The sequence below is a fragment of the Henriciella marina genome, from assembly GCF_027213945.1.
Lineage (GTDB): Bacteria > Pseudomonadota > Alphaproteobacteria > Caulobacterales > Hyphomonadaceae > Henriciella > Henriciella marina_A.
Genome location: NZ_JAPWGW010000002.1, coordinates 165001 through 189394 on the forward strand (window position 1 = coordinate 165001; position 24394 = coordinate 189394).

Below are 24394 nucleotides of genomic sequence, written 5' to 3' on the forward strand. Positions count from 1 at the left end.
GCCCCTATTAACCCTAACGAAGGGCTTTTCTGATCATGCAGGAAAGTTGACGGGGTTAACAAGGGGCACGCCTTGGCGAAGCGGGAAGACAGGGAAAAGCGTCCCAAGCGGAACGCTGCGGGCCGGCCCGCCTCCCCTGCCGTTCTGGTGGTCATCTTCGCGATCCTGGCCGCTTCCATCGCCATGGTCGCCTGGAACGCCCAGTCGAGCCGCGATGCCAATGCCCTTCGCCTGGCTGAGCGCGACGCGCTCCTGACCGGCCATGCACTGAATGCTGCTGCCGACCGGACGGCCGAACAGTTCAATCGCTTGAGGGCGTCCGGCCGCAGTGTCGCTAGTATCGACGCAAGCGATATCGGTGTCGACAGCGTAATCTCGATACAGGCTGCCGGGGCGTCTAACGATCAAAGAAATCGCGAGCTTGCAGACCGCGCGCAAGATATGGTCGCTTCTGGCCTCCGCATGCGCGTCACACCCAATAATGAAATCATGCTGGTGCACGCACTGAACGACGGGTCCGGCATCATCTCGCGGGTGTCGTTTGACAGATGGCTGACGGGCGCAAACGCATCCCAGCGGATCATTCTCAGCGGTGATCGCACTGTCTCTATTGGCGGTGAGAACGTTCTGCCCCCCAACGCGGCCGTCCTCAACGGCGAGCGCAACTACCGCTGGCAGGGCCTGACCAATCGCTCGCTGACGGCCTGCTCCGACGTCGCAGGCGCAAACTTCCGACTGTGTCTCAACCGCTCGAGCCCGCTTCTCACGCGAGCCAACGCCCTTCAGTTTCTCCTGTACGCCATCCTCCTTGGAGCACCTGCCCTTGCTGTCTTTGGTCTTTACCGGACAGCTCGTGGTGTTAGGCCTGAGACGGAGGACACACAGCGCGACGCCCCTGATTCTGTGCGCGTCGCAACTGCAGCAGAGAACAGTCAGGTTGGCGTCTGGCAGATCACACCTGAGGCAGGCAAGGTCTGGATGGATGGTCAGACTGCCCGTCTGTTCGGGCTCCAGCTGGCCGGCGAGCTGCACCTGTCCGAATTTATGGATCAGGTTTTTCCCGAGCATCGCGAAAACTTCCAGCGCGCGATTGATGTATGCAGGACCGGCAAGCCCATGTCCGTCGATGTCGCCACCAAGATGTCGCGCGGCGAAACCTGGATTGAGTTTCGTGGCAGCATGGACCGTCTGGACCATAGCGCCCAACCTACGATGAGCGGCGTTGTCTTCGATGTGACCGAAGTGGTGAGGCAGCGAGAGCGTCAGCGATCTTCAGAGGCGCGCCTGCGCCTGGCCATTGAAAGCTTCCCTTGCCCGTTCGCCCTTTGGGACAATCGGCGCAGACTGACCTTCTGGAACAAGGCGTTCGCCCAGCTTTTCCAGCTGGAGGATGTCGTCCGGGTCGGCGTCGCCTATGAAACCATCATGCTGGCACGTACGGCCAACACGGTCAGCGAACGCAGTTCGGAGGAAGACCCGAACACAACAATAGTCGGCCTGTCGACAGGGCAATGGATCAAGGTTGTCGAACGGCGCTCTCCGGCAGGTGGCGTGATCACTTTTGGCCTGGACGTCACCCAGGACGTGAAGAGCGAAGACGAACTCATCCGCCAGAAAAAGAAGCTCAGCGCTGCGGTCCAGGAACTCGCGCGCTCTGAGGGTCACAATGCAGAGCTCGCGCGCAAATATAATGAAGAGAAGGCCAAGGCTGAACGCTCTGCCGATTCCAAGAGCGCCTTCCTTGCCAATATGAGCCACGAGCTGCGCACGCCGCTCAACGCCATCAATGGCTTCTCGGAAATCCTCGTGAATGAGATGTATGGCGCCCTGGGAGACGACCGGTATCGCGACTATGCGCGCGATATCCTGACGTCCGGCCAGCACCTACTCGACATGATCAACGACATCCTCGATATCGCGAAGATCGAGGCCGGAAAGATGACAATCGATCCGAAACCGATCGACCTTGTTGATCCGGTTGACGCGGCTGTGCGCATGATCCGGCGCAAGGCAGAGGAAAAGAGCGTCGATCTTTCGCTTCAAGCCCCTGATGACCTGCCAGAGGTGGATGCAGACCACCGCGCAGTTCGCCAGATGGTTCTCAACCTGCTTTCAAATGCCATCAAGTTCACTGATGAAGGCGGCAAAGTGATTGTCGCCGTCCAGGACAAGGGCGACTTTGTGCGGGTCGCCGTGCGCGATACAGGTGTAGGCATTCCAAAAGAACATCTGCCGCGGCTCGCTCAGCCTTTTGAACAGGTCCACGAAACACGCGAGCGCAATTATGAAGGCACGGGCCTTGGTCTCGCCCTCACCAAATCCTTCGCAGAAATGCATGGTGGCCGGTTCTCGATCGCCAGCGAAGTTGGCAAGGGCACCATGGTCAGCTTCTATCTGCCAGTCACCAAATCGACGGCCCGCCGCAGCGCCGCCATAGCCTGATCAACCAGCAAGGCTGTCGCCTGCTTCATCCTCAGCTGGCAGGGCGCGTTCTGCGATAAAGCTTGCCGCTTTCTCGACGCATAGCCGCCCCGCATCCGACAGTGCCCTTGCGCGGGCAAGGTCCCCCTTGGAGGTCGCCTGAGCCCGCGCAGACACAGATTGCTGCGCAACTGGCACGCGGCTGCGTCCGTCCAGCAAGGTAAGTTGAAGCTCGCACACGCCTTCGGTGCCTTGGAGGGAAAACTCTGACACGCGCCAGTAAAGCTCATACTCGCCGCTGACGCCGGTTACATCGTCGACCGCAAGACCAGGACCATCGCCTTTGAAGGCGTCAAGCATTGTCACCTGAAACATTCGGGTTGCCCGGTCGGCCCAGGCGACGCCTGAAACCACTTTCAGTCCGCCATCCGGGCTCTGCGATGTGATCGTGCGCGATGCGAACAGGCGCGGCGCATCAGGCTCGCGGATCACGACATGCGTGCGCAGTTCCGCCAGCGCCTGCGGCTCTGCCAGCTGGTAAACAGCTTCTGGCTTTGGCTGTTCTGGCAGGACGGACACACAGCCGCTCGCGGCCATCAGGAAGGCGATCGCGCTTGCGGTCCAGAAGTTCTTCTTGGAGGTCATTCTCCATCCTTCTCATATGGCAGTGGATCACTCCGCAATAGGCCTTGCGGGTTCTGCTCGATTTCTCTGGTCAGGCGGTCGAGCCGGGCGATAAGGACACGAAGATCCTGCGCAACGATGCGGAAGTCTACCACAGCATCGGTGCCAGGTCCCTCAATGACAGTCGCCGCCGAATCGACCGCCCCCTCGACGCGTTCGATTGCAGACTGGGCGGAAGTCGTCACGGCTTCGAGGTCTTCGGTAATCGCAGAGATTTCATCGCCGAGCCGTTTGACCTCGACGCTCGCATCACGCCCAAGCTGGCCAAGATCACGCGAAGCCTGATCGAAGCTCTGCGCTGCGGTATTGGCGTTCTGGAGAAGGTCGTTCACATCCGTGAAGATCTCACCATTACCGCTCAGCGCCGCTGTAATCGACTCAACATTCTGCACCGTGTTTGACACGGCATCGATATTTTCCTGGCTCAGAAGCTCATCAATGCGCTCAAGCGCCAACGTTGCCCGGCCCATGACTTCTGTGCCGCTAGAGACGAGCGCGCTCAGCGGGTTGGACTCTGTCTTGATCTCCGGAATGTTCTCGTTCGATGCGCGCTTCAGCCATTCAGCCTCCGGCGCACCCGCATTGATCTGGATGAAGGTTACGCCCGTAATGCCCGCGAATTCGATCGACGCGGTGGAGTCGGTCTTCACCGGCGTCTCATTGTCGATGCGAAGGCGGGCGCGCACTTTGGAGGCATCGTTGCGGTCGATACCAATCGAACTGACTTCGCCTACCTTGATACCGATATAACGGACCGACGCGCCCTCTTCGAGTGTCACGGGGCCTTCGAAGACGGCATCATAGACATCGTAATCACGGTTGAATTGCGACTGGCCGAGCCAAAGGACGAAACCGAGGGCCGCCAGCGCAGCGATGATGACGAATGCGCCAATCAGCGCATAATTTGCGCGTGTTTCCATCAGCTCTCTCCAGCCTGTGCTGCCCGCCCGCGCGGGCCGCAGAAATAGTCCTGTATCCAGGGGTCGTCGTTGCGCCGCAGCTCTTCGATGGGGCCTGTCGCAATGACCTTCTTACGGCCAAGTACCGCGATACGGTCACACGTCGCAACCAGCGTATCGACATCATGCGTCACAAGGAAGACTGTCAGCGACAGCGCGCTCTGCAGCTCACGCACGAGTGTATCGAAGCCTGCTGCCGTAATCGGGTCGAGCCCGGCCGTCGGCTCATCGAGGAAAAGGATAGGCGGATCGAGGGCAAGAGCGCGCGCCAGTGCCGCCCGTTTGCGCATACCGCCCGAAAGGTCAGACGGGAATTTTGGCCCCGCGCTATCATCAAGCCCCGACATACGTAGTTTCTGGTCGGCGAGCTGCTTCATCAACGGCTCTGGAAGGTCTGTGTGCTCGCGCATGGGGACCATAACGTTTTCACGAACAGTGAGGTTCGAAAACAGCGCGCCATCCTGGAACATAATGCCCCAGAGGTTCTGCACCTCGCGAAGATCGTCGCCCTCAAGGTCCGTGACATTCCTGTCGAAAACTTCGACCGTGCCGGTCTCTGGCCGTTTGAGCCCCACAATTGCGCGCAACAGAACGGACTTGCCCGTACCTGAAGGACCGATCACACCCAGGATCTCTCCGCGCTTTACGTCCAGATCGAGCTTATCGTGTACAACATGCGTTCCATACGCCGTGGTCAGTCCGCGGACCTTGATCGCGATGTCCTCGCTCATATGCCAAGCTCCAGATAGAAGACAGCGAACAGCGCATCGATAACGATGATCGAGAAAAGCGCCTGGACAACCGACTTTGTGGTCGACTGGCCGAGCGACTGCACGCTGCCCCCCACCATCAGGCCCTGTCGACAACCAATCAGCGCGACGACCAGGCCAAAGACAGGCGCCTTGGACATGCCGACCCAGAAATTCTCAATCGGCACATAGCTTTGCAGGCGATTCATGAACACGGTTGGATTGATATCGAGTGCCAGCCAGCTGACGAAAGCGCCGCCGCCAACACCGAACAGGATGGCAATCAATGTCAGGACAGGTGTCATGATGAGCATGGCAAAAGCGCGCGGCACGACCAGCACGTCCATGGGATTGAGGCCAAGCGTTGTCATCGCATCGACTTCCTGGCGCATACGCATGGCACCGATCTGGGCGGTGAACGCTGAGTTGGTACGGCCCGCCAGGATAATCGCTGTCAGGATCACGCCGAATTCACGCAGGATTGCAATCCCGACCAGCTCGACCGTGAAGATCGTCGCGCCAAACTCCGACAGCGTCGTTGCCCCGATAAACGCGACCACCATGCCGACGAAGAATGAGAGAAAGGCAACGATCGGCACGGCGTCGAGACCGGAATCCTCCATGACGGATACCAGCGCCGTCCAGCGCATCTTTGACGGACGGGTCACGATGTGCGCCATCGCCATGATGGTTTCGCCCAGAAATGACAGGGTTTCGACGGTCTCGTCGATGAAGTGCATCGTTGCGCGGCCCGTCCGCTCGAGCAGATCGACGACACCGAACTCTTTCTTGTTCTGCTCGTCATCGCGCTCGGGTCGCAACTCGGCAGCCTGTTTCAAAAGAGCCGTGGCCTGCTCGCTCGCATTGACGGGTTTGACGGTCCCACCGCCCGATCGGCAAGCAAACCGGTCGATGATGAAGGCGCCTGCTGTGTCGAGCCTTCCAAGCTGCGCGCAATCGACCTCGAGGCCTTCGAAACCCGAAGTGTCTTCCGCTGCGAGCTGTTCTGAAATCTTTCCGATCGTGTGAACCGTCCAGTCGCCGGACACGCTGAGCCTGCCGCGCGAGGCGTCCGTGCTCAGCTCATATTCGGGCCTGTCTGGCATGACGGTTCCTGTACCTTGCTCCAAGGCGTGTGCGCGCGCGGACCTTGAGCATGACAGCAAGCTGCTTACAACATCCGGCAATAGTTCTAGAGCTTATTGCATATGATTACGCTTTCAATTGAGCACGTTTCGTCCCCCCTGGCGCGGGCGTTTTCCATCTCGCGCGGTGCCAAGACATCTGCCGAATCGGTACTTGTGACCCTGCAGCAGGACGGGTTTACCGGCCGCGGCGAAAGCGTGCCTTATGGCCGCTATGGCGAAACCGTCGATAGCGTCATCGCCGCTATTGAGGAACACCGCGTTGCAATTGAGGGGGGCCTCACGCGCGAAGAGCTCCAGACTCTCATGCCCGCAGGCGCGGCGCGCTGCGCTGTCGACTGCGCGATGTGGGACCTTGAAGCAAAGCGTACAGGCAAACCCGTCTGGCAACTTGCCGGACTGCCAGAGCCTGTCTCGCTCGAAACCGCAGTAACTATTGTTTTGTCGAGCGCTGAAGAAATGGCAAAAGCCGCTCGCGAGGCGCCCGGTAAACTGCTCAAGGTCAAGCTTGGCGGCGACGGCGATATGGACCGCGTGCGGGCCGTCCACGAAGCGCGTCCCGACGCCCGCCTCATCCTTGATGCAAACGAACAGCTTGAGTCAGGCGCCCTTCCCGGCCTCGCCAGAGAGGCAGCCCGTCTCGGTGTCGTCCTGATTGAGCAACCTTTCGCCGCCGGCAAGGATGGCGCCTTGCTTAAACGTCCGCCAGAAGTCGCCATCTGCGCTGATGAAAGCGCACATACGCGCGAGCAGGTGCAGGACCTTGCTCGTCTCTATGACGCAGTGAACGTCAAACTCGACAAGACCGGGGGCCTTACCGAAGCTATCGCCATGGTCCGCGAGGCCAAGGCCTGTGGTCTCGGCGTCATGGTCGGCTGTATGGTGGCAGGCTCCATCAGCATGGCACCTGCCGTCCTGCTTGGCACGCTCGCCGACGCCGTCGATCTCGATGGCCCGCTCTGGCTCTCGAAGGATGTCGAGCACGGCCTGCAATATGAGGGCGGAACCGTCTTCCCGCCCTCACAAGACCTCTGGGGCTAGGCGTCCAGAACGTCTTTCCAGCCAGATGGCGCATGCGGCCCGATAAAGAGCTGCTCCAGTGCACCGATGCCCTCTGACGACTTTCCGTCTGGGCCTTCATGCGTGACCTTGGAAATCGCCTGGATGTGAAGATTGGTCGGTTCTTTCCAGGTCATAACGCCCGGCTTGAAGTCCTCTCGCTCGATCGCATACTCGCCCTTATAGACGCCGTGGCCCCAGCTTGGATGGCTGTAGCCAAGCCCCTTCATCTGGAAGATCGACTGCGGCTCATAGTGCACCTTGTGCAGGCGGCCCTGAGTGTCGGTGACTTCTAGGAGACCCTTGCTGATCCGCCGCGTGCCAGCCTCATATTCTGCTGTGAACTTCGGGCTATCGAGGTGCATCAGCGCCTCTGCGTCCGCGCCGTCCATGCCGAGCACAGAGCGGGTGTTCCAGCTATCGCCCTTTTCGTCCTCATTGACGTGGAAATAGACTGCCAGGTTCTCGAAATTGAGCGGCGTCCAGACCCAGTAGAACTGGAACGGCTTCTCAGGCACGACCGGCTGCGGGTCCTGCGCCCCGATGGGCCGGATGCCCCAGCTGCGGTCGCGCGTACCGTAATAGCTGGAAACCTCGATGCGCTCACCATCAATTTCGATCCAGCCATTCCAGTGGCCGTTCTGCGTCATGCGGGTGACATCCATGACGGTGCGCGAACCCGACCGGCGTTGGAAGCGTGGCTCCTCAACCGGGAAGTGGCGCCCTTCAAAGGTCAACTCGCCTGAGATGCCTTCCGCACCCTCGAGCGTGATTTTCACCGAGTGAAGCGGCTGGAGCACTTCGATCTTCATCGGTCCGACGCGGGTATCCATACGCTCATGGTGCATGACACGCGACAGATGGACCGAATGCTGCACGCCATCCTTCAGCACAGAAAACGCGCCATCCATTATGTTGAGGTGCGGATAGACGCCAAAGGCCGCGCCGAAAAAGACAGAGCCATCCTTCGAATAGCCATTGAAGAAATAGCGATCGTAAAAGTTACGGTCGGACCCTGCGACCCAGACCGGTTCAGGTGTCTGGTGGATCGGATATTCGTCGCCCCAGGTGAGCATATTGGCTAGCCTTTCTTTTCTATACTTGCGCCGAACCCGATAAGGTTTCCGGCAGGGTCCCAGAGGTGAAATTCGCGCATGCCATGGCCGGGCTGATCCTTGGGTTCAGCCTCGATGCGTCCTGGCACGAAGTCGCTATAGGTCGACGCTTCCAGCCATTCGGCATGAAGCAGGTCGAGATGCTCGACGCAGCCAATTTCGGTGTAGCAGGCGGTGTTCTCAGCAATCGCCCGATCCGCGCATTTCCATAGATGCAGCGCGAGCTTGCCGCGCCGGACGATTGCGTAATTCCCATCGTCAAAAACGGCGGTCCGAAAGCCCAGATGCTTTTCATACCAGCGGGCTGCCTCACCCGGGTCGGGCGCAGCAAATTTCGGTGCCGTGTGTGCCCCCTCCAGCGGATCGTACATCCGGTTTCCTTCCCTGTCGTGACCTCTTGGCGGGTCCTTCCTCTTGCCTACACTGTCGAAACCAGAGACCGGGATCAATCACTGACGCGGGGAGAGACATGACGTCGAAAGTAACAGTTGAGGAAGCAAACGCCTTTCTTGCCCAGGCCTTCAACAATTCCCAGAACCGGTCCGAAGTCATCCTGATGGAGGATGGCCACGCCATCATGCGCCTCAAGGCAGGCCCTGAACACTTGCGTCCTGGAGGATACATCTCCGGCCCGACACAGATGACCATGGCCGACAGCGTCACCTATATGGCAATCTTCACGCGTCTCGGGATCACGCCGATGACAGTGACGAGCAATCTCAACATCAACTTCCTGCGTCCGTGTATCGGCGATGCCGTCATCGCCGACGCAAAGCTGATGAAGCTCGGCAAGACGCTCGCCGTCGCCGAAGTAGAGATTCGCGCGGAAGGGTCGGACAAGGTCGCCAGCCACGGAATTGTGACCTATTCTATCCCCGCGGCGAATTAGCCGCCTCCCGCTACGTCATACGCATAGCTCCCTATTCGGGCGCCCTCTCGCAGTGCTAGCCTGACCTCATAAAAGTCCAAGGGAGGACAGGTATGAGCGAACAGATTCTCGATGTGCTCATCGTCGGTGCCGGCATTTCCGGCGTCGGAGCTGCCCGGCATATCAAGGCTCGCTGCCCGGGTAAGAAGCTTGCCGTGTTCGAAGCGCTAGATGGCTTTGGCGGCACTTGGAGAGTCCACACCTATCCCGGCATCCGCTCCGATAGCGACCTCTACACCTTCGGCTATCGCGACAAGCCCTGGACAGGCCCGCCCATCGCGACCGCACAAGAGATCCTCACATATATGGGCGAGTTCATCGAAGAGAACGATCTTGCCCCGCTCATCCATTACAATCACAAGATCACGAGGGCTGAGTGGTCCTCAGCCGAGAAGCTCTACACCGTCACCTATGAAACGCCCGATGGTGAGCACACCGTAAAGGCGCGCTTCCTCTGGATGTGTCAGGGCTATTATGACCTCGACAAGGGCTACACACCTGACTGGGAGGGCATGGACAGTTTCAAGGGAGAGATCGTTCACCCGCAGGACTGGCCGGACGATATCGACCTCTCCGGCAAGAAGGTCGTCGTTATCGGGTCGGGCGCCACCGCCGCGACGCTGGTGCCGAACATCGCGAAGTCCTGCGAACACGTCACCATGCTCCAGAGGTCCCCGACTTATTTTTCGACCGGGCGTAACGCGAATGATCTAGCCGACGAACTCCGCCGTCTTGAGATCGATGAGGAGTGGATCCATACCATCATCCGCAAGAAAGCGCTGACCGATCAGCGGGACTTCACAGCCGCCGCACGGTCTGACCCGGACGCCGTGAAGAAGATGCTGTTCGACAATATCAAGGCCGTCATGGGCGAAGATTGCGACATGGCGCCGTTCACGCCGAACTACCGGCCATGGCGCCAGCGCATCGCCTTCGTGCCGGATGGCGACTTCTTCCATGCTGTGCGTGAAGGCCAGGCCAGCGTCGTGACCGACCATATCGACCGTTTTGTCCCGGAAGGCATAAAGCTGAAATCCGGCGAAGTGCTTGAAGCCGACATCATCATCACGGCGACGGGCTTTAATCTCAAATTCCTCGGCAACATTCTTTTCGTCGTCGATGGTCAGACAGTCGATTTCAATGAGCGCCTGACATGGCGCGGCATGATGGTCGAGGACGTGCCAAACATGCTCTTCGTCTTCGGCTATTTCCGCGCCAGCTGGACCCTGCGCGTTGACCTTCTCGGGGATTTCATGGTCCGCCTTCTGGAGCATATGGGGAAGACCGGCGCTGCCGAAGTGCGCCCTGAAGTCCCCGCAGGTGAGCGCACGCTCGAGCGGATGAGCTGGATGGACGCGGTCGACTTCAACCCGGGCTATCTGCAGCGCGGTGAGCATCTGATGCCGAAGCGGATCGATCACCCTGAATGGCAGCACACGCAGGACTATTGGCACGAGAAGGACGCCCTGCCCGAGGTCGACCTCGACGAAGCCTCCTTGGTCTATGAGGACGCCTCTGGCCAGCTCGTCGGCAAATCGGCGGCCAACGCGGCCTGAGATCGAATGAGCCGTTGAAGGTATCTACATACCTTCCTTAGAGGTAAGGATTGGAGGCCCAGAATGGTATTGACCCTTATTGCTTCAGTCCTTGGTTTTGCCGGTGTCGCCCTTGGTGCATTCGGAGCCCACGGCATGTCTGGCCGGTTCACACCGGAGAGCCGCGGCTGGTGGGAAACCGCCACGCTCTACCTGCTCGTTCATGCAGTGACCGTCTTTGCGGTCAGCCTGTCCGGGCGCACAGGGCTTTTCTCGACCGGCGGCTGGGCGATGATCATCGGCGCCGTGATCTTCTCCGGTACGCTCTACGCCATGGCACTCGGCGCACCGCGCTGGTTTGGCGCGATCACCCCGATTGGCGGTCTCGGCTTGCTGGCAGGCTGGGGCCTTTTCGCGCTCGCGGCCCTGCGTAGCTAAAAATTCCCTGCATCGGTTTCCGCGAGGGGATTGGCAGCGCGCGCGATTTGAATATGGTGCGGCGCCAGATACTGCACATGTGAAGTAAATGGAGGAAACCATGGCCAGTCTTTTCGATCTCACCGGCAAGGTCGCGCTCATCACCGGTTCGTCGCGCGGTATCGGTAAGTCCATCGCGGAACAGATGGCAGAGCAAGGCGCGAAGGTTGTCATCTCCTCCCGCAAGCCCGGCCCATGCCAGGAAGTTGCCGAAGCCCTGAACGAGAAGCATGGCGCAGGCACAGCGATTTCTGTCCCGGCCAACATCTCCTCCAAGGAAGAGCTCCAGCACCTCGTGGAAGAAACGCGCGCCTCTTTCGGCAAGATCGACATTCTCGTCTGTAATGCCGCGTCCAACCCGTATTACGGTCCGATGGAAGAGATTGGCGACGAGCAGTTCGAGAAAATCCTGTCAAACAACATCATCTCCAATCACTGGCTGATCCAGATGGTCGCGCCAGAGATGAAAGAGCGCAAGGACGGCGCCATCGTGATCATCTCGTCGATTGGCGGCCTGAAAGGCTCACCTGTCATCGGCGCCTACAACATCTCCAAGGCGGCCGATTTCCAGCTTGCGCGCAACTATGCGATCGAGCTTGGACCGCACAATATCCGCGTCAATTGCGTCGCGCCTGGCCTCATCAAGACCGATTTTGCCAAGGCGCTCTGGGAAAACCCGGAGAACGCCGCCCGCATCGAAAAAGGTACGCCCATGCGCCGCATCGGTGACCCGGTGGATATCGCGGGCGCAGCCATCTTCCTCGCCTCCGACGCAGGCAAGTACATGGCCGGCCAGATGATCGTCGTCGATGGCGGCTCGGTCATCGTCTAGGAAAGATCAGTTCCATGCATAAGGTAGACCTGCCGGGCGATGGCCCGGCAGACCCGACCGATTTCGACACGTTCCGCAAGATCGATGTCCGCATTGGCACAGTGCTGGAAGCCGCCCCGCTCGAAGGCGCGCGCAAGCCTGCGATCCGGCTGCTGATCGATTTCGGCCCCGGCGTGGGCGAGAAGAAATCGTCAGCGCAGATCACTGAACACTACACCCCCGGACAGCTTGTCGGACGACAGGTCATGGCGGTGGTCAACTTCCCGCCGCGCCAGATCGGCAAATTCATGTCCGAAGTTTTGACCCTTGGCTTCCCCGACGACGGCGGCGCCATTGTGCTGGCCGCACCAGATACGCCAGTCCCGAACGGAGCCCGCCTCGCATGAGCCTAGCCTATAATCCCGACGACTATTCGCCGATGTTCCAAGGTTTCCTGAAAGGGATCAGTTCTGGCGACTGGCCGAGCAAACCAAAAGGCATCGCCAAGCTCGGCATCATGCCGGAAGACTGGCTGAAGGAAATCACTCCCGGCAAGGTCCATTATGTCTGGCCGAATGATGGCAGCCATGACATTCAGCCCGGCCGCGCCTTTGGTGGCTGGGTCGGCGCGCTTTCAGATCATGTCGTCTCCATCTGCATGTTCTCGGCGCTGACCGATGGCGAGGCGTTCACGACGCAGGACCTCCAGATCAAACTATTCCGTCCTGTCAGCCATGGCGACATCACCATCCAGGCACACGTCGTGAACCGATCCAAATCGACCGGCTATATCGAGGCCGAATGGCGTAACGCCGAAGGCAAGCTGCTTGTCAAAGTCCTCGCCTGGAAAGCCATCCGCACCGTGGAGGCCATTCACGGTCCGAGGGATTAGACGCAGGGATCTAAGGTGCCTTAGTCCAATGTAGACGCTTTCACCTCTCCCTTGGGAGAGGGGCTAGGGGTGAGGGGGCGGGACCTTCCAAACCTGTCCTACGTCTCAGCGATGCTCCCGCTCATCGCTGCAAGCCTTTGCGCCCGATGAAATGCAAGTCCCCCTCATCCCCGGCCCTTCTCCCAGTGGGAGAAGGGTGAAGTGAAATTTCATCCCCACCCTCCAAAGTCCATCCCATACTACACGCCTCCCATCACCAGACAGGGCGGTCCGGACCGACCGGGTGGAGGTGGTTCTCGTTGACGCTGCACGCACCGGCACAGACCCCGGCGCGGGCAAGCTGAAGCGAGAGGGCTCATGCGCGGCAATCGCGGCGCAAGAGCGGAGTGCGAAGGTGACCGGTGCTGCCGGCGGGGTGTAACGTCCCTGCTATGCGGTCGGCGTCATGTGGGGTAATCAGTGCTGCGCAGGCTGTCCTGCGTACGAAAATGTTTCCGAGACGGGCCGGGAGTGAGACATCCGAACGGCCGACACCCTTCGCAAGGGCGCGTCCATGGCGTACGCTCTACAGCCACGCCGAAAGGCTGGCATTACCTATAGCGTCCACCCTGGACGCGCCCGGCCCTGTCATCTCAGGGCGAGACGAAAAGCGCACCGCCAGCGGGGACACCCCGCGTGGCGATATGGGTGTTTGCGCGCTCTTGCAGGGCTCTGCGGCCGTGGCCACCTAAGCAAACAACACACGAATGCAATTGGCGCGGAACCTTTTGCATTTTTTCACAAAACTACCCGTTGACGTTGCTTCCAAGCGCTCCTAACTCAGCGCCGTTAGCAGTCACCCTTGGTGAGTGCTAACCAACAGAACACATTGCCCTGCGGGGCGAAACCAAAGGTAAGTGAGCAAATGAAATTCCGTCCTCTGCATGACCGCGTTCTCGTGAAGCGCGTTGAAGAAGAAGCCAAAACCGCTGGCGGGATCATCATCCCTGACACCGCGAAGGAAAAGCCGCAGGAAGGCGAAATCGTCGCTGTAGGCTCCGGCGCGCGCGGTGACGACAATGAGATCATCCCACTGGAAGTCAAAACCGGCGACCGCGTCCTGTTCGGCAAATGGTCGGGCACGGAAGTAAAGGTCGACGGCCAGGACCTTCTTATCATGAAGGAAAGCGACATCCTCGGCATCGTCGAGTAAGCGCTCCCCTTTTTTCCCAAACACGAACTTCGAACTGAATTTCAGGAAGGAATACAGCTATGGCTGCTAAACACGTAAAGTTCGGCGCTGATGCGCGCGAGCGTATGCTCAAGGGCGTCGACACGCTCGCAAACGCAGTAAAAGTCACCCTCGGTCCAAAAGGCCGTAACGTCGTCATCGAGAAGTCCTTCGGTGCCCCACGCACCACCAAGGACGGCGTCACCGTCGCCAAGGAAATCGAGCTTGAGGATAAGTTCGAGAACATGGGCGCACAGATGCTGCGCGAAGTCGCTTCCAAGGCAAACGACGTTGCTGGCGACGGCACCACGACCGCGACGGTTCTCGCACAGGCCATCGTCCGCGAAGGCATGAAACGCGTTTCTGCCGGCATGAACCCGATGGACCTGAAGCGCGGCATCGACAAGGCCGTTCTCGAAGTGACCGCTGACCTCGCGCATCATTCGCGCAAGGTGAAAGAGAACTCCGAAATCGCACAGGTCGGTTCGATTTCCGCCAATGGCGACAAGGAAATCGGCGACATGATCGCTCACGCGATGGAAAAAGTCGGCAATGAAGGCGTCATCACGGTCGAGGAAGCCAAATCCCTCGAAACTGAACTCGACGTCGTTGAAGGCATGCAGTTCGACCGCGGCTACCTGTCCCCGTACTTCGTGACGAACCCGGACAAGATGGCTGTCGAACTTGAAGATCCATACATCCTGCTGCACGAGAAGAAGCTTTCTTCGCTCCAGCCGATGCTGCCGATCCTCGAGCAGGTCGTTCAATCCCAGCGCCCGCTGCTGATCATCGCTGAAGACGTCGATGGCGAAGCGCTCGCAACGCTCGTCGTCAACAAGCTGCGCGGCGGCCTCAAGGTTGCTGCCGTGAAGGCGCCTGGCTTCGGCGACCGCCGCAAGGCCATGCTGCAGGACATCGCTGTCCTCACCGGCGGCCAGGTCATCTCCGAAGACCTCGGCATCAAGCTTGAGAACATCTCGCTCGACATGCTCGGCACCGCCAAGAAGGTCGAGATCGACAAGGACAACACCACGATCGTCGATGGTGCTGGCTCCAAGGAAGAGATCGAAGCCCGCGTTGGCCAGATCAAGAAGCAGATCGAAGACACCTCTTCGGACTATGACAAGGAAAAGCTCCAGGAGCGCCTTGCCAAGCTCGCTGGCGGTGTTGCCGTGATCAAGGTCGGCGGCGCAACCGAAGTCGAAGTGAAAGAGCGCAAGGACCGCGTCGATGATGCGCTGAACGCAACGCGTGCAGCAGTCGAAGAAGGTGTGATCCCGGGCGGCGGCGTTGCCCTGCTTCGCGCAGCTCGCAACATCTCGGTCAAGAGCCTGAATGCTGACGAACAAGCCGGTATCGACATCGTCCGCAAGGCACTCGAAGCGCCGATCCGTCAGATCGTCAACAATGCCGGTCTCGAAGGTTCTGTCATCGTGGCGAACATTGTCGCTAACGACGATCAGGCCTATGGCTTCAACGCCCAGACCGAAGAGTATGGCGACATGTACAAGATGGGCATCATCGACCCGGCAAAGGTCGTTCGTTCCGCCCTTCAGAACGCTGCTTCCGTCGCAGCCCTGCTGATCACCACCGAAGCTGGTATCGCCGAAGCACCGAAAAAAGACGGTGACGGCGGCGGCATGCCAGACATGGGTGGCATGGGCGGCATGGGTGGCATGGGCGGTATGGGCTTCTAAACCGGTCTGCGAAGCAGAATTATCGATCCAGTGGATCGATAATAGGTTTGGAAGGCCACGGCAGTGGCTCGAAACTGGCACAGTCAGCAAAGAGCCACCAGCCCACCCACCAGACGCAAAAAAGAAAGCCCGGCGCACCACGCGCCGGGCTTTTTCTATGCGTCTACAAAAATAAACGTCCGCCCCGGTCAATCCTCAATTAAGTTGCTGATCTCCTCCTCGGAGTAGCCAATGTCTTCCATGATCCTGCGTGTGTCAGCATCTGCCTTCGCATTCAGGTCCGCTTCCCAATCATCGATGAAGGCTTCAGCTTCAGCACCTGTCAGCCCCTCTTTCATCGCCACCGTGTCGGGCAGGTCATCGGAACTGGAGATTGCTACGCAGCTTCCAAAGTCGTCCATACTGCTGAACGAACCGGTTCGCCCACCAAAGTCATGCCGGGTCCGGTATCGCATTTCATCCAGGCGAAGGAGGACACTGTAGCCACCGGGCCCATCGCTGAATTGATGCCCCGCAACCAAGGTCTTCTCGCCATCCTGCTGCAGACCATAATGCGTGGAAAGTCGCCGGGTGGAGGTATGATACCGGCGAAGCTCGCCCGTCTCGGCCGTATCAGGCACGAGGCCTTCACCCCCGGGCCTGTCGACCACGTAGATCGACTGTCCCTTGTCGATCAGCCAGACATTCGACGTATTCTCGATGGAGATCTCTGCTTCCAGCCCGGTGTCGATCGTCACCGAGCCCTCATACGTGCAAAGATAAGCCTCCTCAGCAAGGACGAGGCTTTTCTCAGCGATCTCATGAGCGCTCGCATGCGGCGCCACCATGATCGCCGAAACGCAAAGTCCCGCCCAACAAATCCGACAAGCCATCTCATCTCCCTTCGATATCGTCCTGACACCTTGGATAGAAAAAAGACCTCGCGCAATGGCCTCGGCGAAAAACTTCGACGTCATACGAATGAGCGAAACTGTTCATATTTCCTGACGTAAACTGTCCCTTGAAAGCCCCCTGCCCCAAGCGTAAGCATTTCCCATGAGCAAGATTTACGACAGCGCCGCGGCCGCCCTTGATGGTGTGCTCTTTGACGGCATGACGATTGCCGCGGGCGGCTTTGGCCTCTGCGGCATTCCCGAGCTTTCCATCGCGGCGATCCGCGAGGCAGGCACGAAAGACCTCACCGTCTATTCCAATAATGCCGGTGTGGACGGCTTCGGCCTCGGCGTGCTGCTGGAGAGCGAGCAGGTGAAGAAGATGGGCTCGTCCTATGTCGGCGAGAACAAGGAATTCATGCGCCAGTATCTCGGCGGAGAGCTGGAGCTGGAGTTCAACCCGCAAGGCACGCTGGCCGAACGCATGCGCGCTGGCGGCGCTGGCATCGCTGGCTTCTACACCAAGACCGGCTACGGCACGCAGATCGGTGAAGGCAAGGAAGTGAAGGAATTTCACGGCGAGAAATACATTCTCGAAGAGGGCATCTTCGCAGACCTCGCCATCGTGAAAGCCTGGAAAGCCGACACGACCGGCAACGCCATTTTCCGCAAGACGGCCCGCAACTTCAACGAGCCTGCTGCCATGTGCGGCAAGATCTGCGTCATGGAAGTCGAGGAAATCGTCGAGCCGGGTGAGCTTGACCCGAACCATATCCACCTGCCGGGCGTCTTCGTGCACCGGCTGGTACAGGGCAAGTTTGAAAAGCGCATCGAGCAACGCACTGTGAGAAAGCGTAGTTGAGCGAATTTAGAGTGTTTCATTGCGTGAGGATCGAAAAGACCGTTGGGCAAGAAACCGAAGAGCTATGGGAAGTTTATCCCACGGAAGCCGAAGCACGATTTCGCTTTCGCACTTGGGAAAATTCTAATGTTCCCAATATTAAGCATCTGAGATTGGAATACCTCAGGTGCGACAAGGATCCTACATCAGCTCAGAATTACTGGGCGAAGCAAATTGAAGCCTGTGAGATCACAGCTGAAAAATCGGAGACCTAGCACATATGCCCTGGACACGTGATGACATGGCCAAGCGCGCCGCGCAGGAGCTTGAAGACGGGATGTATGTCAATCTCGGCATCGGTATTCCGACGCTGGTGGCTAACTATATTCCGGACGGTGTTTCCGTGACGCTGCAATCTGAAAACGGCATGCTGGGCATGGGCCCCTTCCCCTATGAGGGCGAGGAGGACGCCGACCTTATCAATGCCGGCAAGCAGACGATTACGGAGCTGCCCCATACCGCCTTTTTCGACAGCTCCATGAGCTTTGCGATGATCCGCGGCGGCAAGATCAACATGGCCATTCTTGGCGCAATGGAAGTTGCCGAAAACGGTGACCTCGCCAACTGGATGATCCCCGGCAAGCTGGTCAAGGGCATGGGCGGGGCGATGGACCTCGTCGCCGGTGTGAAACGCATTGTCGTCATCACCGACCATACGTCGAAATCGGGTGAGCCGAAGCTTATCAAGGAATGCACCCTGCCGCTCACCGGCAAGGGCGTGGTCAATCGCATCATCACCGACCTTGGCGTCTTCGACGTGGTCGATGGCGGTCTTGAAATCATCGAGCTTGCCCCCGGCGTCGAGCGCGATGAGGTCTATGAAAAGACCGCTGCGAAGATCGTCAATTGAGCACGCTTCCGCCCTGTCCGGCCTGCAGCTCTGCCTTCACCTATGAGGATGGCGAGCTACTGGTCTGCCCGGAATGCGCACACGAATGGTCCGCTGATGCGTCCCTCAACCCCGACCACAAAGTCTGGCGGGACGCGAACGGGACTGAGCTCCAGGACGGCGACACCGTCACCGTCATCAAGGACCTGAAGATTAAGGGGGCATCCTCGGTCGTGAAGGTCGGAACCAAGGTGAAAAACATTCGCCTTGTCGACGGCGATCACGACATTGATTGCAAGATCGACGGCATAGGCCAGATGGGCCTGAAGACCGAATTCGTCAAAAAGGCCTGATACTCAGTCTGCCTCCAGCACAGCGAACAGCCTGCGTTCATCCTTGCGCAGGCGGACCGGCCCGGCCTCGGCATCAGGCATCTCGCCATCGCGGGCCATCTCCACGAGCTTTGGGTGGATGTAAGAATTGCGGGCGATGGTTGGGGTGTTGCCTAGGCGCTCTGCGGCAGCTTCGGAGATGCCCTTGATGCTGTTTGCGCCCTTGCGGAGCGCTTCGACAGCGGCAACCGATCCCGCCCATGTGCGAAAATCCTTCGCCGTAAATCCCCCGTCCCCTGCGTCCCGGATAAAACGGTTCACACGGGTCGAGTCGACACCCCCATCTGGGGTGGCAAACAGTGACTGGCCCGGCAGGCACTGGAGCTCGTAAACGGCATGGGCAAGGGTTTCATCGCAAATGGAGACTTCCTGCTCCTTGCCGCCCTTGCCTTTGAACTTGAGACGGATGGTGTCTTCGTCCGTCTGACGGATGTGCCGCTTGTACAGCGTCGAAGCACCGAACGTGCCGTTCGAGGCGTGCCGTTTGGAGCCGACGCGTATGGCACCCTTGTCCAACAGGCGCACAATGGCCGCTGTGGCGAGTTCGACATGGTCGGCCGGGTCCTCGAGAATCGCTTTCACCCGCTTGCGAATGCGCGGCAACGCACTGCCAAAAGCCAGCATGTCGGAGAACTTCACGCCTTCACAATGGGCCCGCCAGTCCTCGTGATACCGGTATTGGGTGCGCCCCGCTTCATCCTTGCCGGACGCCTGCAAATGGCCCTTCGGCTGCTTGCAGATCCAGACATCTGCCCAGGCGGGCGGCAGGACCAGCGCTTCAGCTCTCTCCCTTTCCTCGCCCTTCAGAACATCGCCCTGCTCGTCGAGATAGGTGAAACCGCGCCCATGGGGGCGGCGCGTCCAGCCGGGCTCCGAGCTACAGACATAGACAAGCCCTGCATCAGCAGGGTCGAGAGATTCGCGGGCGAGTGAGAAAGGCATGAAGTCAAAACCTGCCAGAGCCCTACCGGTTCCTGCACCATTTGGCGCAGCGTCATGGCTTGCAAGCCGCTCGCCGAGACCGGACAGTGCGCAGAGATATTTCAGGGAGTTTTCAGATGGCTAAAGGGTCAATGCCGGTACTGGTCGGCGTCGGACAATCGATGAGCGAATGGGGCGGCACCAACGGCCAGGATGGCGCGCCATCACCGCTCAGCCTCGCCGTGACAGCATCGAAGGCAGCTATCGAAGATGCCGGCATCGAAGCCTCTGCCATTGATACGCTGACCTTCGTGCGGATCTTTGAAGACTCCGTGCGCGGCGCAAAGCACCCACACGGTCACAATACCAACCTGCCGGGCACGCTGGCGCGCGACATTGGCGCGAAGCCCGCCCGCCTGATCTATTCGGATGTCGGAGGCCAGAGCCCGCAGGCCCTCGCCAACGAGATGGCCAACCGCATCTATGAAGGCGAGCTTGATGTCGCACTGGTTGCAGGCTCTGAAGCCAACCGCGCCTCCAAGGGCGCGCTCAAGAACAAGGTCGAGATCAACTGGGCCGATGGCGACGACGCCAACTATGAGGACCGCGGCCTTGGCGGCGAGATGCTGTCACGCGCCGAGATCAAGCATGGCCTGATCGCCCCGGCCTTTTTCTATGCGCTGTTCGAGAATGCGATCGCCGCCCGCGAAGGGCGCACCCGGTCTGGCCAGCGCGAAGCCATGGCAAAGCTTTTCCATCCATTCTCGAAAGTCGCGTCGAAGAACGACTACTCGCAGTTTCCGGTGGAGCGCTCCGAAGAGTTTCTCGCGACCCCTTCGCCCAAGAATTACGAGTTCGCTGACCCCTTCCTGAAATGGCATATCGCGCAGGACGCTGTGAACCAGGGCGCCGCCATCCTCATCATGTCCGAGGAGAAGGCAGATGAGTTGGGCGTTGCCAAGGACAAGCGCGTCTATCTGCATGGCGGCGGTGAGGCGAGCGATGACCTTCTCTCGCTCCGTCCAAAGATTGACGGATCCTGGGCGATGGACACCGCAATTTCCCGCGCACTTGAGCAGGCAGGCCGCACTTCTGGTGGTATTGCCCATTTCGACCTCTATTCGTGTTTCCCTTGCGCGGTCTTCTCATCGACGGCGGCCATGGGCATTGACCCGTTCACCGATGAGCGCCCCCTGACGCTGACGGGCGGCCTGCCTTTCTTTGGCGGGCCGGGCAACAACTACTCCATGCATGGCCTTGCCGAGATGGCGCACAAACTTCGCGAAGAAGCCGGTGCCTTCGGCCTCGTCCTCGCCAATGGCGGCTGGATGACCAAGGAAGCGGTTGGTGTCTGGTCCACCACGCGGCCAGACGCCTACAAGCCGGTCGCGCCTTCTGCCAAGCCGACAGAGCAGGTCGAGCTTGATCCGCAACCAAATGGCGGCACGGTCGAAACCTACACGGTCGTGCATGGCCGCGATGGCCCGCAGCACGGCGTTATCTTCGGGCGCACCGACGATGGCAAGCGCTTCCTCGCGATTGCAGACCCGGCCGCGCTCGACCGCCTGCGTCAGGAAGAAAGCCCAGTCGGCGCGCGCGTTACGACCCGCACGGAAGGTGAAGTCACACATTTCAGCTTTGCGTGACCTCTCTGTGCGATATGTCTGAATGATGACATCCAGACGCATATCCACCCGCCTCGCCGGTGTCGCAGTTGCGGCAGCCACGCTGACCGCCTGCGTCACGCAGCCAGACCCCTGCACGCCCGAATGGATCGAGTGGAAGACCGATCAGGTCCTCGAACGCTTTGCGTATTCCAACCTCGACACGATAAGGGCGCTGCGGCGGGTGTCTGGCGACATTGAGAATCCGGGACCACTTCTGGCGATCCAGCTTGCCACGTTGGCGGACGATTTCACCGAACTCGCCAGAGACTTCGACAGGATCGTCCTGCCAGAGTTGAACGACGCCGTTGCTCTCTGCTCGCGTCCGCAGGAATTCATGCCGGCCTTTGCCGCTTTCCTGCGTGATGAGGGCGTCGACGAAGACGTTATCGTCTGGGTCGAAGCGCTCGGCTATGTCGCCATGGATCACGGCCGCAGATGAGCGAACCGTCCGCCACGCCGCTTATTCATGGCTTTGAGTTTGACAGCAATGGCGGCGTCAAACGCCTGAGCTGGGAGGACGTAAAGTCAGCCCCAGCCGAATGTCCCGGCGTCTATCGCTGGCTGCACCTCAACCGGTTATCGCCAGAGGTCCGCGACTGGCTCACCCGGACGAGCGGCATCGACGATGTGATCGACGCTTCGTTGCTTCAAGAGGACACCCGCCCCCGCTGCATCCGGCACGGGTCCGGCCTGCTCGTCAATCTGCGCGGCGTGAACCTCAATGAGGGCGCCGAACCCGAAGACATGATCGCCATCCGCATCTGGATGACCGAGAGTGTCGTCGTGTCACTGCGGGCCTTTCACATTCGGGCGGCGCAGGATCTACGCGACCAGATCATGGCGGGCGATGTTCCAGAGACGACGGGTGAGATTATCACTTTTATCGCCGCCCGATTGACCGACCGGATTGAACCCGTGGTCTCGGACCTCGACAGTCAGACCGATGATTTCGAGGAGCAATTGCTCCAGCCGGGCGCTAGCCTACCGAAAACGGCACTCGCAAACTTCCGCCGGAAAGTACTGGCGCTGCGCCGCTATATCATCCCGCAGCGCGAGGCCCTCTCACATCTCGCCCGTGAGGGAGACGGCATCCTCTCTCAGGGCGACGTGCTTCATCTGCGCGAGATTGGTGACCGCGTCACACGCATTGGCGAAGAACTGGACTCAATTCGTGAGCGGTCTCTCGTCCTGCAGGAGCAGGTTGTCGAGGAGCGCGCTGAGCGGATGAACCAGCGCCTTTTTGTGCTGGCCATCATTTCGGCCGTTTTCCTGCCACTCGGCTTCGTGACAGGGCTGTTTGGCGTGAACCTCGGCGGGATGCCCGGTGCGGCGAGCCCTCTCGGCTTTACGATCCTCTGCCTGATCATGGTCGTTGTCACAGCGGGCCTGCTTTTCCTGTTCAGGCGCATGCGCTGGCTCTGACTTATTCCTTGCGGAAAATAACGCTCAGATTGTTGGCTGGCATGTCGACAACTGTCTCAAGCGTCAGGCCCGCCCGGACGGCTAGTGGCAGGACTTCCTGCACGAGGTCACGTACACCCCAGCTCTGGTCGCGGCGCTTCAGGTCCTCGCTGAACGCGGCGTTGGACGGCGCGATCTCACCATCCTGCGCGAATGGTCCGTAGAGCATCAATTTGCCGCCCGGCTTCAGAAGGCGCCCCGCCCCCTTAATGAGACCTTCGGCGGCTTCGAACGGCGCGATGTGTACCATATTGGCACAGAAGATGCCGTCGAAGTTTTCCGGGCGCTCTGCGTCGCCCCAGTCTGAGCGGGAGGCATCAATGCGCAGCGGTCCCGCCAGACGGTCGCCTGCATTTGCTTGCGCGACCCACGCTGCCTGGCTCGACAGGCTGACTTCATCAAGGTCCGAATACGTCCAGCAAAGGTCTGGAAAACGCGCGACAAACCTGGCCCCGTGTTCACCAGTGCCCGATGCAATTTCGAGAATGTGTCCGCCGACGGGCATGTGTTCGGCCAACACATCCGCAATGGCCTCACTATTGCGGGCGGCCGACGGCGAATAGCGCCGTCCATCCTCACCCGTGTTGCGCGCTTCTAACGCAACAGACTTGCCGCTGGAGCCGATATCGTCCTGATCGTCTGACATTCAGGTCTCGCCCCGTTCAAAGTCGAACCGTTCAGTATCCACAGTTGCCTGCATTTTTTCCGCATAACGCGGCCCCACCGCTGATTGCGGCGTGAAGTGTGTATCAAGCTGCTCGACAATATGCGCTGGCAACGTAATGCGGCCTGCTTCAATATTGTCCTTGAGGTGGTCTGTACGCGTCGTACCCGGAATTGGGAGGATGTGATCCCCTTTCGCCAGCAGCCAGGCGAGTGCGAGCTGGGCTACTGTGCAGCCGACCTCTGTGGCAAGGCTGCGTGCCTTCTCAAGCAAAGCGAGGTTGCCAGGGTAATTCTCCGCTGAGAAGCGCGGGAAGAGCCGGCGCATGTCGCCGTCCTGCATATTCGCTGGATCATAGGGCGGATCGGCCAAGAAGCCGCGCCCGACAGGCGAGAACGCCACGAAAGCGATGCCGAGCTCCTTGCAGAGCTCCAGCACCGCGATCTCGGGGTTACGGACCCAGAGCGAATACTCAGTCTGCAGTGCGGCAATCGGGTGCACGGCATGGGCACGGCGCACGAGCCCTGCGCCCATCTCACTCAACCCGATGAAACGTATCTTCCCGGCATCGACGAGGTCTGACAGCGCGCCGACCGAGTCCTCAATCGGCACGTTCGGATCCGGGCGGTGCATGTAGTATAAGTCGATGACGTCCGTATTGAGACGCTTCAAGCTCGCGTCGCAGGCGGCCTTGATCGATTCCGGGCGGGCATCGAGAACGCGCTTGCCATCCTTGACCGCAAGCACGCATTTGCTGGCGAGGAAGTACTCATCGCGCCGGTGACCAACAGAGGAAGCGATCAGCTCCTCATTCGTGCCAGCTCCATAGATCGTCGCCGTATCGAGGAAGTTACAGCCCTGATCAAGCGCGCTATTGAGCAAGGCCGAGGCCTCACCCGGCGGCGTTGGCGGCCCATAGGCATGGCTGAGATTCATGCAGCCAAGCCCGATGGGCCATACCATCGTATCGCCGATTTTCCGGTCCGTCATGACGTCCCTTTCTAT

Annotated in this window: 26 protein-coding genes; 16 read left to right on the forward strand and 10 right to left on the reverse strand. The window is 59.7% G+C overall.

Annotated elements, in window-relative coordinates:
• Window positions 1-72 precede the first annotated feature (72 nt).
• Window positions 73-2442 carry a PAS domain-containing sensor histidine kinase gene (locus tag O4G74_RS07215; protein ID WP_269401963.1) on the forward strand — a complete coding sequence of 790 codons (2370 nt, stop codon included), beginning with the start codon at window positions 73-75 and terminating at the stop codon, window positions 2440-2442.
• On the opposite strand, the gene O4G74_RS07220 is transcribed toward O4G74_RS07215, so the two are convergent.
• The 4 genes from O4G74_RS07220 to O4G74_RS07235 are packed head-to-tail and all read right to left on the reverse strand — an operon-like array spanning window position 2443 to window position 5919.
• On the reverse strand, window positions 2443-3066 hold the full coding sequence (locus tag O4G74_RS07220) for an ABC-type transport auxiliary lipoprotein family protein (protein WP_269401964.1): 624 nt from the start codon (window positions 3064-3066) through the stop codon (window positions 2443-2445).
• Complete coding sequence (locus tag O4G74_RS07225; protein WP_269401965.1) at window positions 3063-4025, reverse strand: MlaD family protein; 963 nt, start codon at window positions 4023-4025, stop codon at window positions 3063-3065. Before O4G74_RS07225 ends, O4G74_RS07220 begins: the two co-directional genes overlap by 4 nt.
• Window positions 4025-4795, reverse strand: coding sequence for an ABC transporter ATP-binding protein (locus O4G74_RS07230; protein WP_269401966.1), 771 nt, complete (start codon window positions 4793-4795; stop codon window positions 4025-4027). Before O4G74_RS07230 ends, O4G74_RS07225 begins: the two co-directional genes overlap by 1 nt.
• Window positions 4792-5919, reverse strand: a complete 1128-nt coding sequence (locus O4G74_RS07235; protein WP_269401967.1) for an ABC transporter permease — start codon at window positions 5917-5919, stop codon at window positions 4792-4794. Before O4G74_RS07235 ends, O4G74_RS07230 begins: the two co-directional genes overlap by 4 nt.
• Window positions 5920-6021: 102 nt before the next feature.
• Between O4G74_RS07235 and dgcA the strand changes: the two genes are divergently transcribed.
• Window positions 6022-6999, forward strand: coding sequence for an N-acetyl-D-Glu racemase DgcA (gene dgcA, locus O4G74_RS07240; RefSeq protein ID WP_269401968.1), 978 nt, complete (start codon window positions 6022-6024; stop codon window positions 6997-6999).
• Here the strand turns inward: dgcA and O4G74_RS07245 are convergent.
• On the reverse strand, window positions 6996-8093 hold the full coding sequence (locus O4G74_RS07245) for a hypothetical protein (protein WP_269401969.1): 1098 nt from the start codon (window positions 8091-8093) through the stop codon (window positions 6996-6998). The genes dgcA and O4G74_RS07245 overlap by 4 nt on opposite strands.
• 5 nt (window positions 8094-8098) lie before the next feature.
• Window positions 8099-8503, reverse strand: coding sequence for a hypothetical protein (locus O4G74_RS07250; protein ID WP_269401970.1), 405 nt, complete (start codon window positions 8501-8503; stop codon window positions 8099-8101).
• Window positions 8504-8601: 98 nt separating this feature from the next.
• On the opposite strand from O4G74_RS07250, the gene O4G74_RS07255 reads away from it, so the two are divergent.
• From O4G74_RS07255 to groL, 8 genes are all read left to right on the forward strand, one after another.
• Complete coding sequence (locus O4G74_RS07255; protein WP_269401971.1) at window positions 8602-9021, forward strand: PaaI family thioesterase; 420 nt, start codon at window positions 8602-8604, stop codon at window positions 9019-9021.
• Window positions 9022-9113: 92 nt separating this feature from the next.
• Window positions 9114-10616: a flavin-containing monooxygenase gene (locus O4G74_RS07260; protein WP_269401972.1), complete on the forward strand. Its 1503-nt coding sequence runs from the start codon at window positions 9114-9116 to the stop codon at window positions 10614-10616.
• Between the two features lie 63 nt (window positions 10617-10679).
• Window positions 10680-11033 carry a DUF423 domain-containing protein gene (locus tag O4G74_RS07265; RefSeq protein ID WP_269401973.1) on the forward strand — a complete coding sequence of 118 codons (354 nt, stop codon included), beginning with the start codon at window positions 10680-10682 and terminating at the stop codon, window positions 11031-11033.
• 100 nt (window positions 11034-11133) lie between these two features.
• Entirely contained in the window at window positions 11134-11904 is a 771-nt protein-coding gene (locus O4G74_RS07270; RefSeq protein WP_269401974.1) for an SDR family NAD(P)-dependent oxidoreductase, read from the forward strand.
• Window positions 11905-11918: 14 nt separating this feature from the next.
• Complete coding sequence (locus O4G74_RS07275; RefSeq protein ID WP_269401975.1) at window positions 11919-12290, forward strand: tRNA-binding protein; 372 nt, start codon at window positions 11919-11921, stop codon at window positions 12288-12290.
• A complete protein-coding gene (locus O4G74_RS07280) occupies window positions 12287-12775 on the forward strand; it encodes a PaaI family thioesterase (RefSeq protein WP_269401976.1) in 489 nt (162 codons plus the stop codon). Before O4G74_RS07275 ends, O4G74_RS07280 begins: the two co-directional genes overlap by 4 nt.
• 904 nt (window positions 12776-13679) lie before the next feature.
• Entirely contained in the window at window positions 13680-13967 is a 288-nt protein-coding gene (gene groES, locus O4G74_RS07285) for a co-chaperone GroES (protein WP_269401977.1), read from the forward strand.
• 59 nt (window positions 13968-14026) lie between these two features.
• Window positions 14027-15682: a chaperonin GroEL gene (groL, locus tag O4G74_RS07290; RefSeq protein WP_269401978.1), complete on the forward strand. Its 1656-nt coding sequence runs from the start codon at window positions 14027-14029 to the stop codon at window positions 15680-15682.
• Window positions 15683-15870: 188 nt separating this feature from the next.
• Here the strand turns inward: groL and O4G74_RS07295 are convergent, their stop codons facing one another.
• Window positions 15871-16554: a hypothetical protein gene (locus O4G74_RS07295; protein WP_269401979.1), complete on the reverse strand. Its 684-nt coding sequence runs from the start codon at window positions 16552-16554 to the stop codon at window positions 15871-15873.
• A gap of 163 nt (window positions 16555-16717) precedes the next feature.
• Between O4G74_RS07295 and O4G74_RS07300 the strand changes: the two genes are divergently transcribed.
• From O4G74_RS07300 to O4G74_RS07310, 3 genes are all read left to right on the forward strand, one after another.
• Window positions 16718-17416: a CoA transferase subunit A gene (locus O4G74_RS07300; protein WP_269401980.1), complete on the forward strand. Its 699-nt coding sequence runs from the start codon at window positions 16718-16720 to the stop codon at window positions 17414-17416.
• 259 nt (window positions 17417-17675) lie between these two features.
• Window positions 17676-18305: a CoA transferase subunit B gene (locus tag O4G74_RS07305; RefSeq protein ID WP_119380833.1), complete on the forward strand. Its 630-nt coding sequence runs from the start codon at window positions 17676-17678 to the stop codon at window positions 18303-18305.
• Complete coding sequence (locus O4G74_RS07310) at window positions 18302-18637, forward strand: zinc ribbon domain-containing protein YjdM (RefSeq protein WP_269401981.1); 336 nt, start codon at window positions 18302-18304, stop codon at window positions 18635-18637. The genes O4G74_RS07305 and O4G74_RS07310 overlap by 4 nt, the downstream gene beginning before the upstream one ends.
• Before the next feature lie 3 nt (window positions 18638-18640).
• On the opposite strand, the gene O4G74_RS07315 is transcribed toward O4G74_RS07310, so the two are convergent.
• Window positions 18641-19618: a DNA topoisomerase IB gene (locus O4G74_RS07315; RefSeq protein ID WP_269401982.1), complete on the reverse strand. Its 978-nt coding sequence runs from the start codon at window positions 19616-19618 to the stop codon at window positions 18641-18643.
• Between the two features lie 116 nt (window positions 19619-19734).
• Between O4G74_RS07315 and O4G74_RS07320 the strand changes: the two genes are divergently transcribed.
• From O4G74_RS07320 to O4G74_RS07330, 3 genes are read left to right on the forward strand one after another with little or no spacing between them, the layout of a single operon-like run.
• A complete protein-coding gene (locus O4G74_RS07320) occupies window positions 19735-21243 on the forward strand; it encodes an acetyl-CoA acetyltransferase (RefSeq protein WP_269401983.1) in 1509 nt (502 codons plus the stop codon).
• 22 nt (window positions 21244-21265) lie between these two features.
• Entirely contained in the window at window positions 21266-21703 is a 438-nt protein-coding gene (locus O4G74_RS07325; protein WP_269401984.1) for a hypothetical protein, read from the forward strand.
• Entirely contained in the window at window positions 21700-22686 is a 987-nt protein-coding gene (locus tag O4G74_RS07330) for a zinc transporter ZntB (protein WP_269401985.1), read from the forward strand. Before O4G74_RS07325 ends, O4G74_RS07330 begins: the two co-directional genes overlap by 4 nt.
• Before the next feature lies 1 nt (window position 22687).
• Here O4G74_RS07330 and O4G74_RS07335 read toward each other — a convergent pair whose 3' ends face one another.
• Both O4G74_RS07335 and O4G74_RS07340 read right to left on the reverse strand, forming a co-directional pair.
• Window positions 22688-23371, reverse strand: coding sequence for a DUF938 domain-containing protein (locus tag O4G74_RS07335; protein ID WP_269401986.1), 684 nt, complete (start codon window positions 23369-23371; stop codon window positions 22688-22690).
• Window positions 23372-24379, reverse strand: a complete 1008-nt coding sequence (locus tag O4G74_RS07340; protein ID WP_269401987.1) for an aldo/keto reductase — start codon at window positions 24377-24379, stop codon at window positions 23372-23374.
• Between the last annotated feature and the right edge of the window lie 15 nt (window positions 24380-24394).

Bases quoted from the DNA above. Each gene is read 5' to 3' on its own strand.
- O4G74_RS07220 (WP_269401964.1), bottom strand. From the start codon at position 3,066: ATGACCTCCAAGAAGAACTTCTGGACCGCAAGCGCGATCGCCTTCCTG.
- O4G74_RS07225 (WP_269401965.1), bottom strand. From the start codon at position 4,025: ATGGAAACACGCGCAAATTATGCGCTGATTGGCGCATTCGTCATCATC.
- O4G74_RS07230 (WP_269401966.1), bottom strand. From the start codon at position 4,795: ATGAGCGAGGACATCGCGATCAAGGTCCGCGGACTGACCACGGCGTAT.
- O4G74_RS07235 (WP_269401967.1), bottom strand. From the start codon at position 5,919: ATGCCAGACAGGCCCGAATATGAGCTGAGCACGGACGCCTCGCGCGGC.
- dgcA (WP_269401968.1), top strand. From the start codon at position 6,022: ATGATTACGCTTTCAATTGAGCACGTTTCGTCCCCCCTGGCGCGGGCG.
- O4G74_RS07245 (WP_269401969.1), bottom strand. From the start codon at position 8,093: ATGCTCACCTGGGGCGACGAATATCCGATCCACCAGACACCTGAACCG.
- O4G74_RS07250 (WP_269401970.1), bottom strand. From the start codon at position 8,503: ATGTACGATCCGCTGGAGGGGGCACACACGGCACCGAAATTTGCTGCG.
- O4G74_RS07255 (WP_269401971.1), top strand. From the start codon at position 8,602: ATGACGTCGAAAGTAACAGTTGAGGAAGCAAACGCCTTTCTTGCCCAG.
- O4G74_RS07260 (WP_269401972.1), top strand. From the start codon at position 9,114: ATGAGCGAACAGATTCTCGATGTGCTCATCGTCGGTGCCGGCATTTCC.
- O4G74_RS07265 (WP_269401973.1), top strand. From the start codon at position 10,680: ATGGTATTGACCCTTATTGCTTCAGTCCTTGGTTTTGCCGGTGTCGCC.
- O4G74_RS07270 (WP_269401974.1), top strand. From the start codon at position 11,134: ATGGCCAGTCTTTTCGATCTCACCGGCAAGGTCGCGCTCATCACCGGT.
- O4G74_RS07275 (WP_269401975.1), top strand. From the start codon at position 11,919: ATGCATAAGGTAGACCTGCCGGGCGATGGCCCGGCAGACCCGACCGAT.
- O4G74_RS07280 (WP_269401976.1), top strand. From the start codon at position 12,287: ATGAGCCTAGCCTATAATCCCGACGACTATTCGCCGATGTTCCAAGGT.
- groES (WP_269401977.1), top strand. From the start codon at position 13,680: ATGAAATTCCGTCCTCTGCATGACCGCGTTCTCGTGAAGCGCGTTGAA.
- groL (WP_269401978.1), top strand. From the start codon at position 14,027: ATGGCTGCTAAACACGTAAAGTTCGGCGCTGATGCGCGCGAGCGTATG.
- O4G74_RS07295 (WP_269401979.1), bottom strand. From the start codon at position 16,554: ATGGCTTGTCGGATTTGTTGGGCGGGACTTTGCGTTTCGGCGATCATG.
- O4G74_RS07300 (WP_269401980.1), top strand. From the start codon at position 16,718: ATGAGCAAGATTTACGACAGCGCCGCGGCCGCCCTTGATGGTGTGCTC.
- O4G74_RS07305 (WP_119380833.1), top strand. From the start codon at position 17,676: ATGCCCTGGACACGTGATGACATGGCCAAGCGCGCCGCGCAGGAGCTT.
- O4G74_RS07315 (WP_269401982.1), bottom strand. From the start codon at position 19,618: ATGCCTTTCTCACTCGCCCGCGAATCTCTCGACCCTGCTGATGCAGGG.
- O4G74_RS07320 (WP_269401983.1), top strand. From the start codon at position 19,735: ATGGCTAAAGGGTCAATGCCGGTACTGGTCGGCGTCGGACAATCGATG.
- O4G74_RS07325 (WP_269401984.1), top strand. From the start codon at position 21,266: ATGATGACATCCAGACGCATATCCACCCGCCTCGCCGGTGTCGCAGTT.
- O4G74_RS07330 (WP_269401985.1), top strand. From the start codon at position 21,700: ATGAGCGAACCGTCCGCCACGCCGCTTATTCATGGCTTTGAGTTTGAC.
- O4G74_RS07335 (WP_269401986.1), bottom strand. From the start codon at position 23,371: ATGTCAGACGATCAGGACGATATCGGCTCCAGCGGCAAGTCTGTTGCG.
- O4G74_RS07340 (WP_269401987.1), bottom strand. From the start codon at position 24,379: ATGACGGACCGGAAAATCGGCGATACGATGGTATGGCCCATCGGGCTT.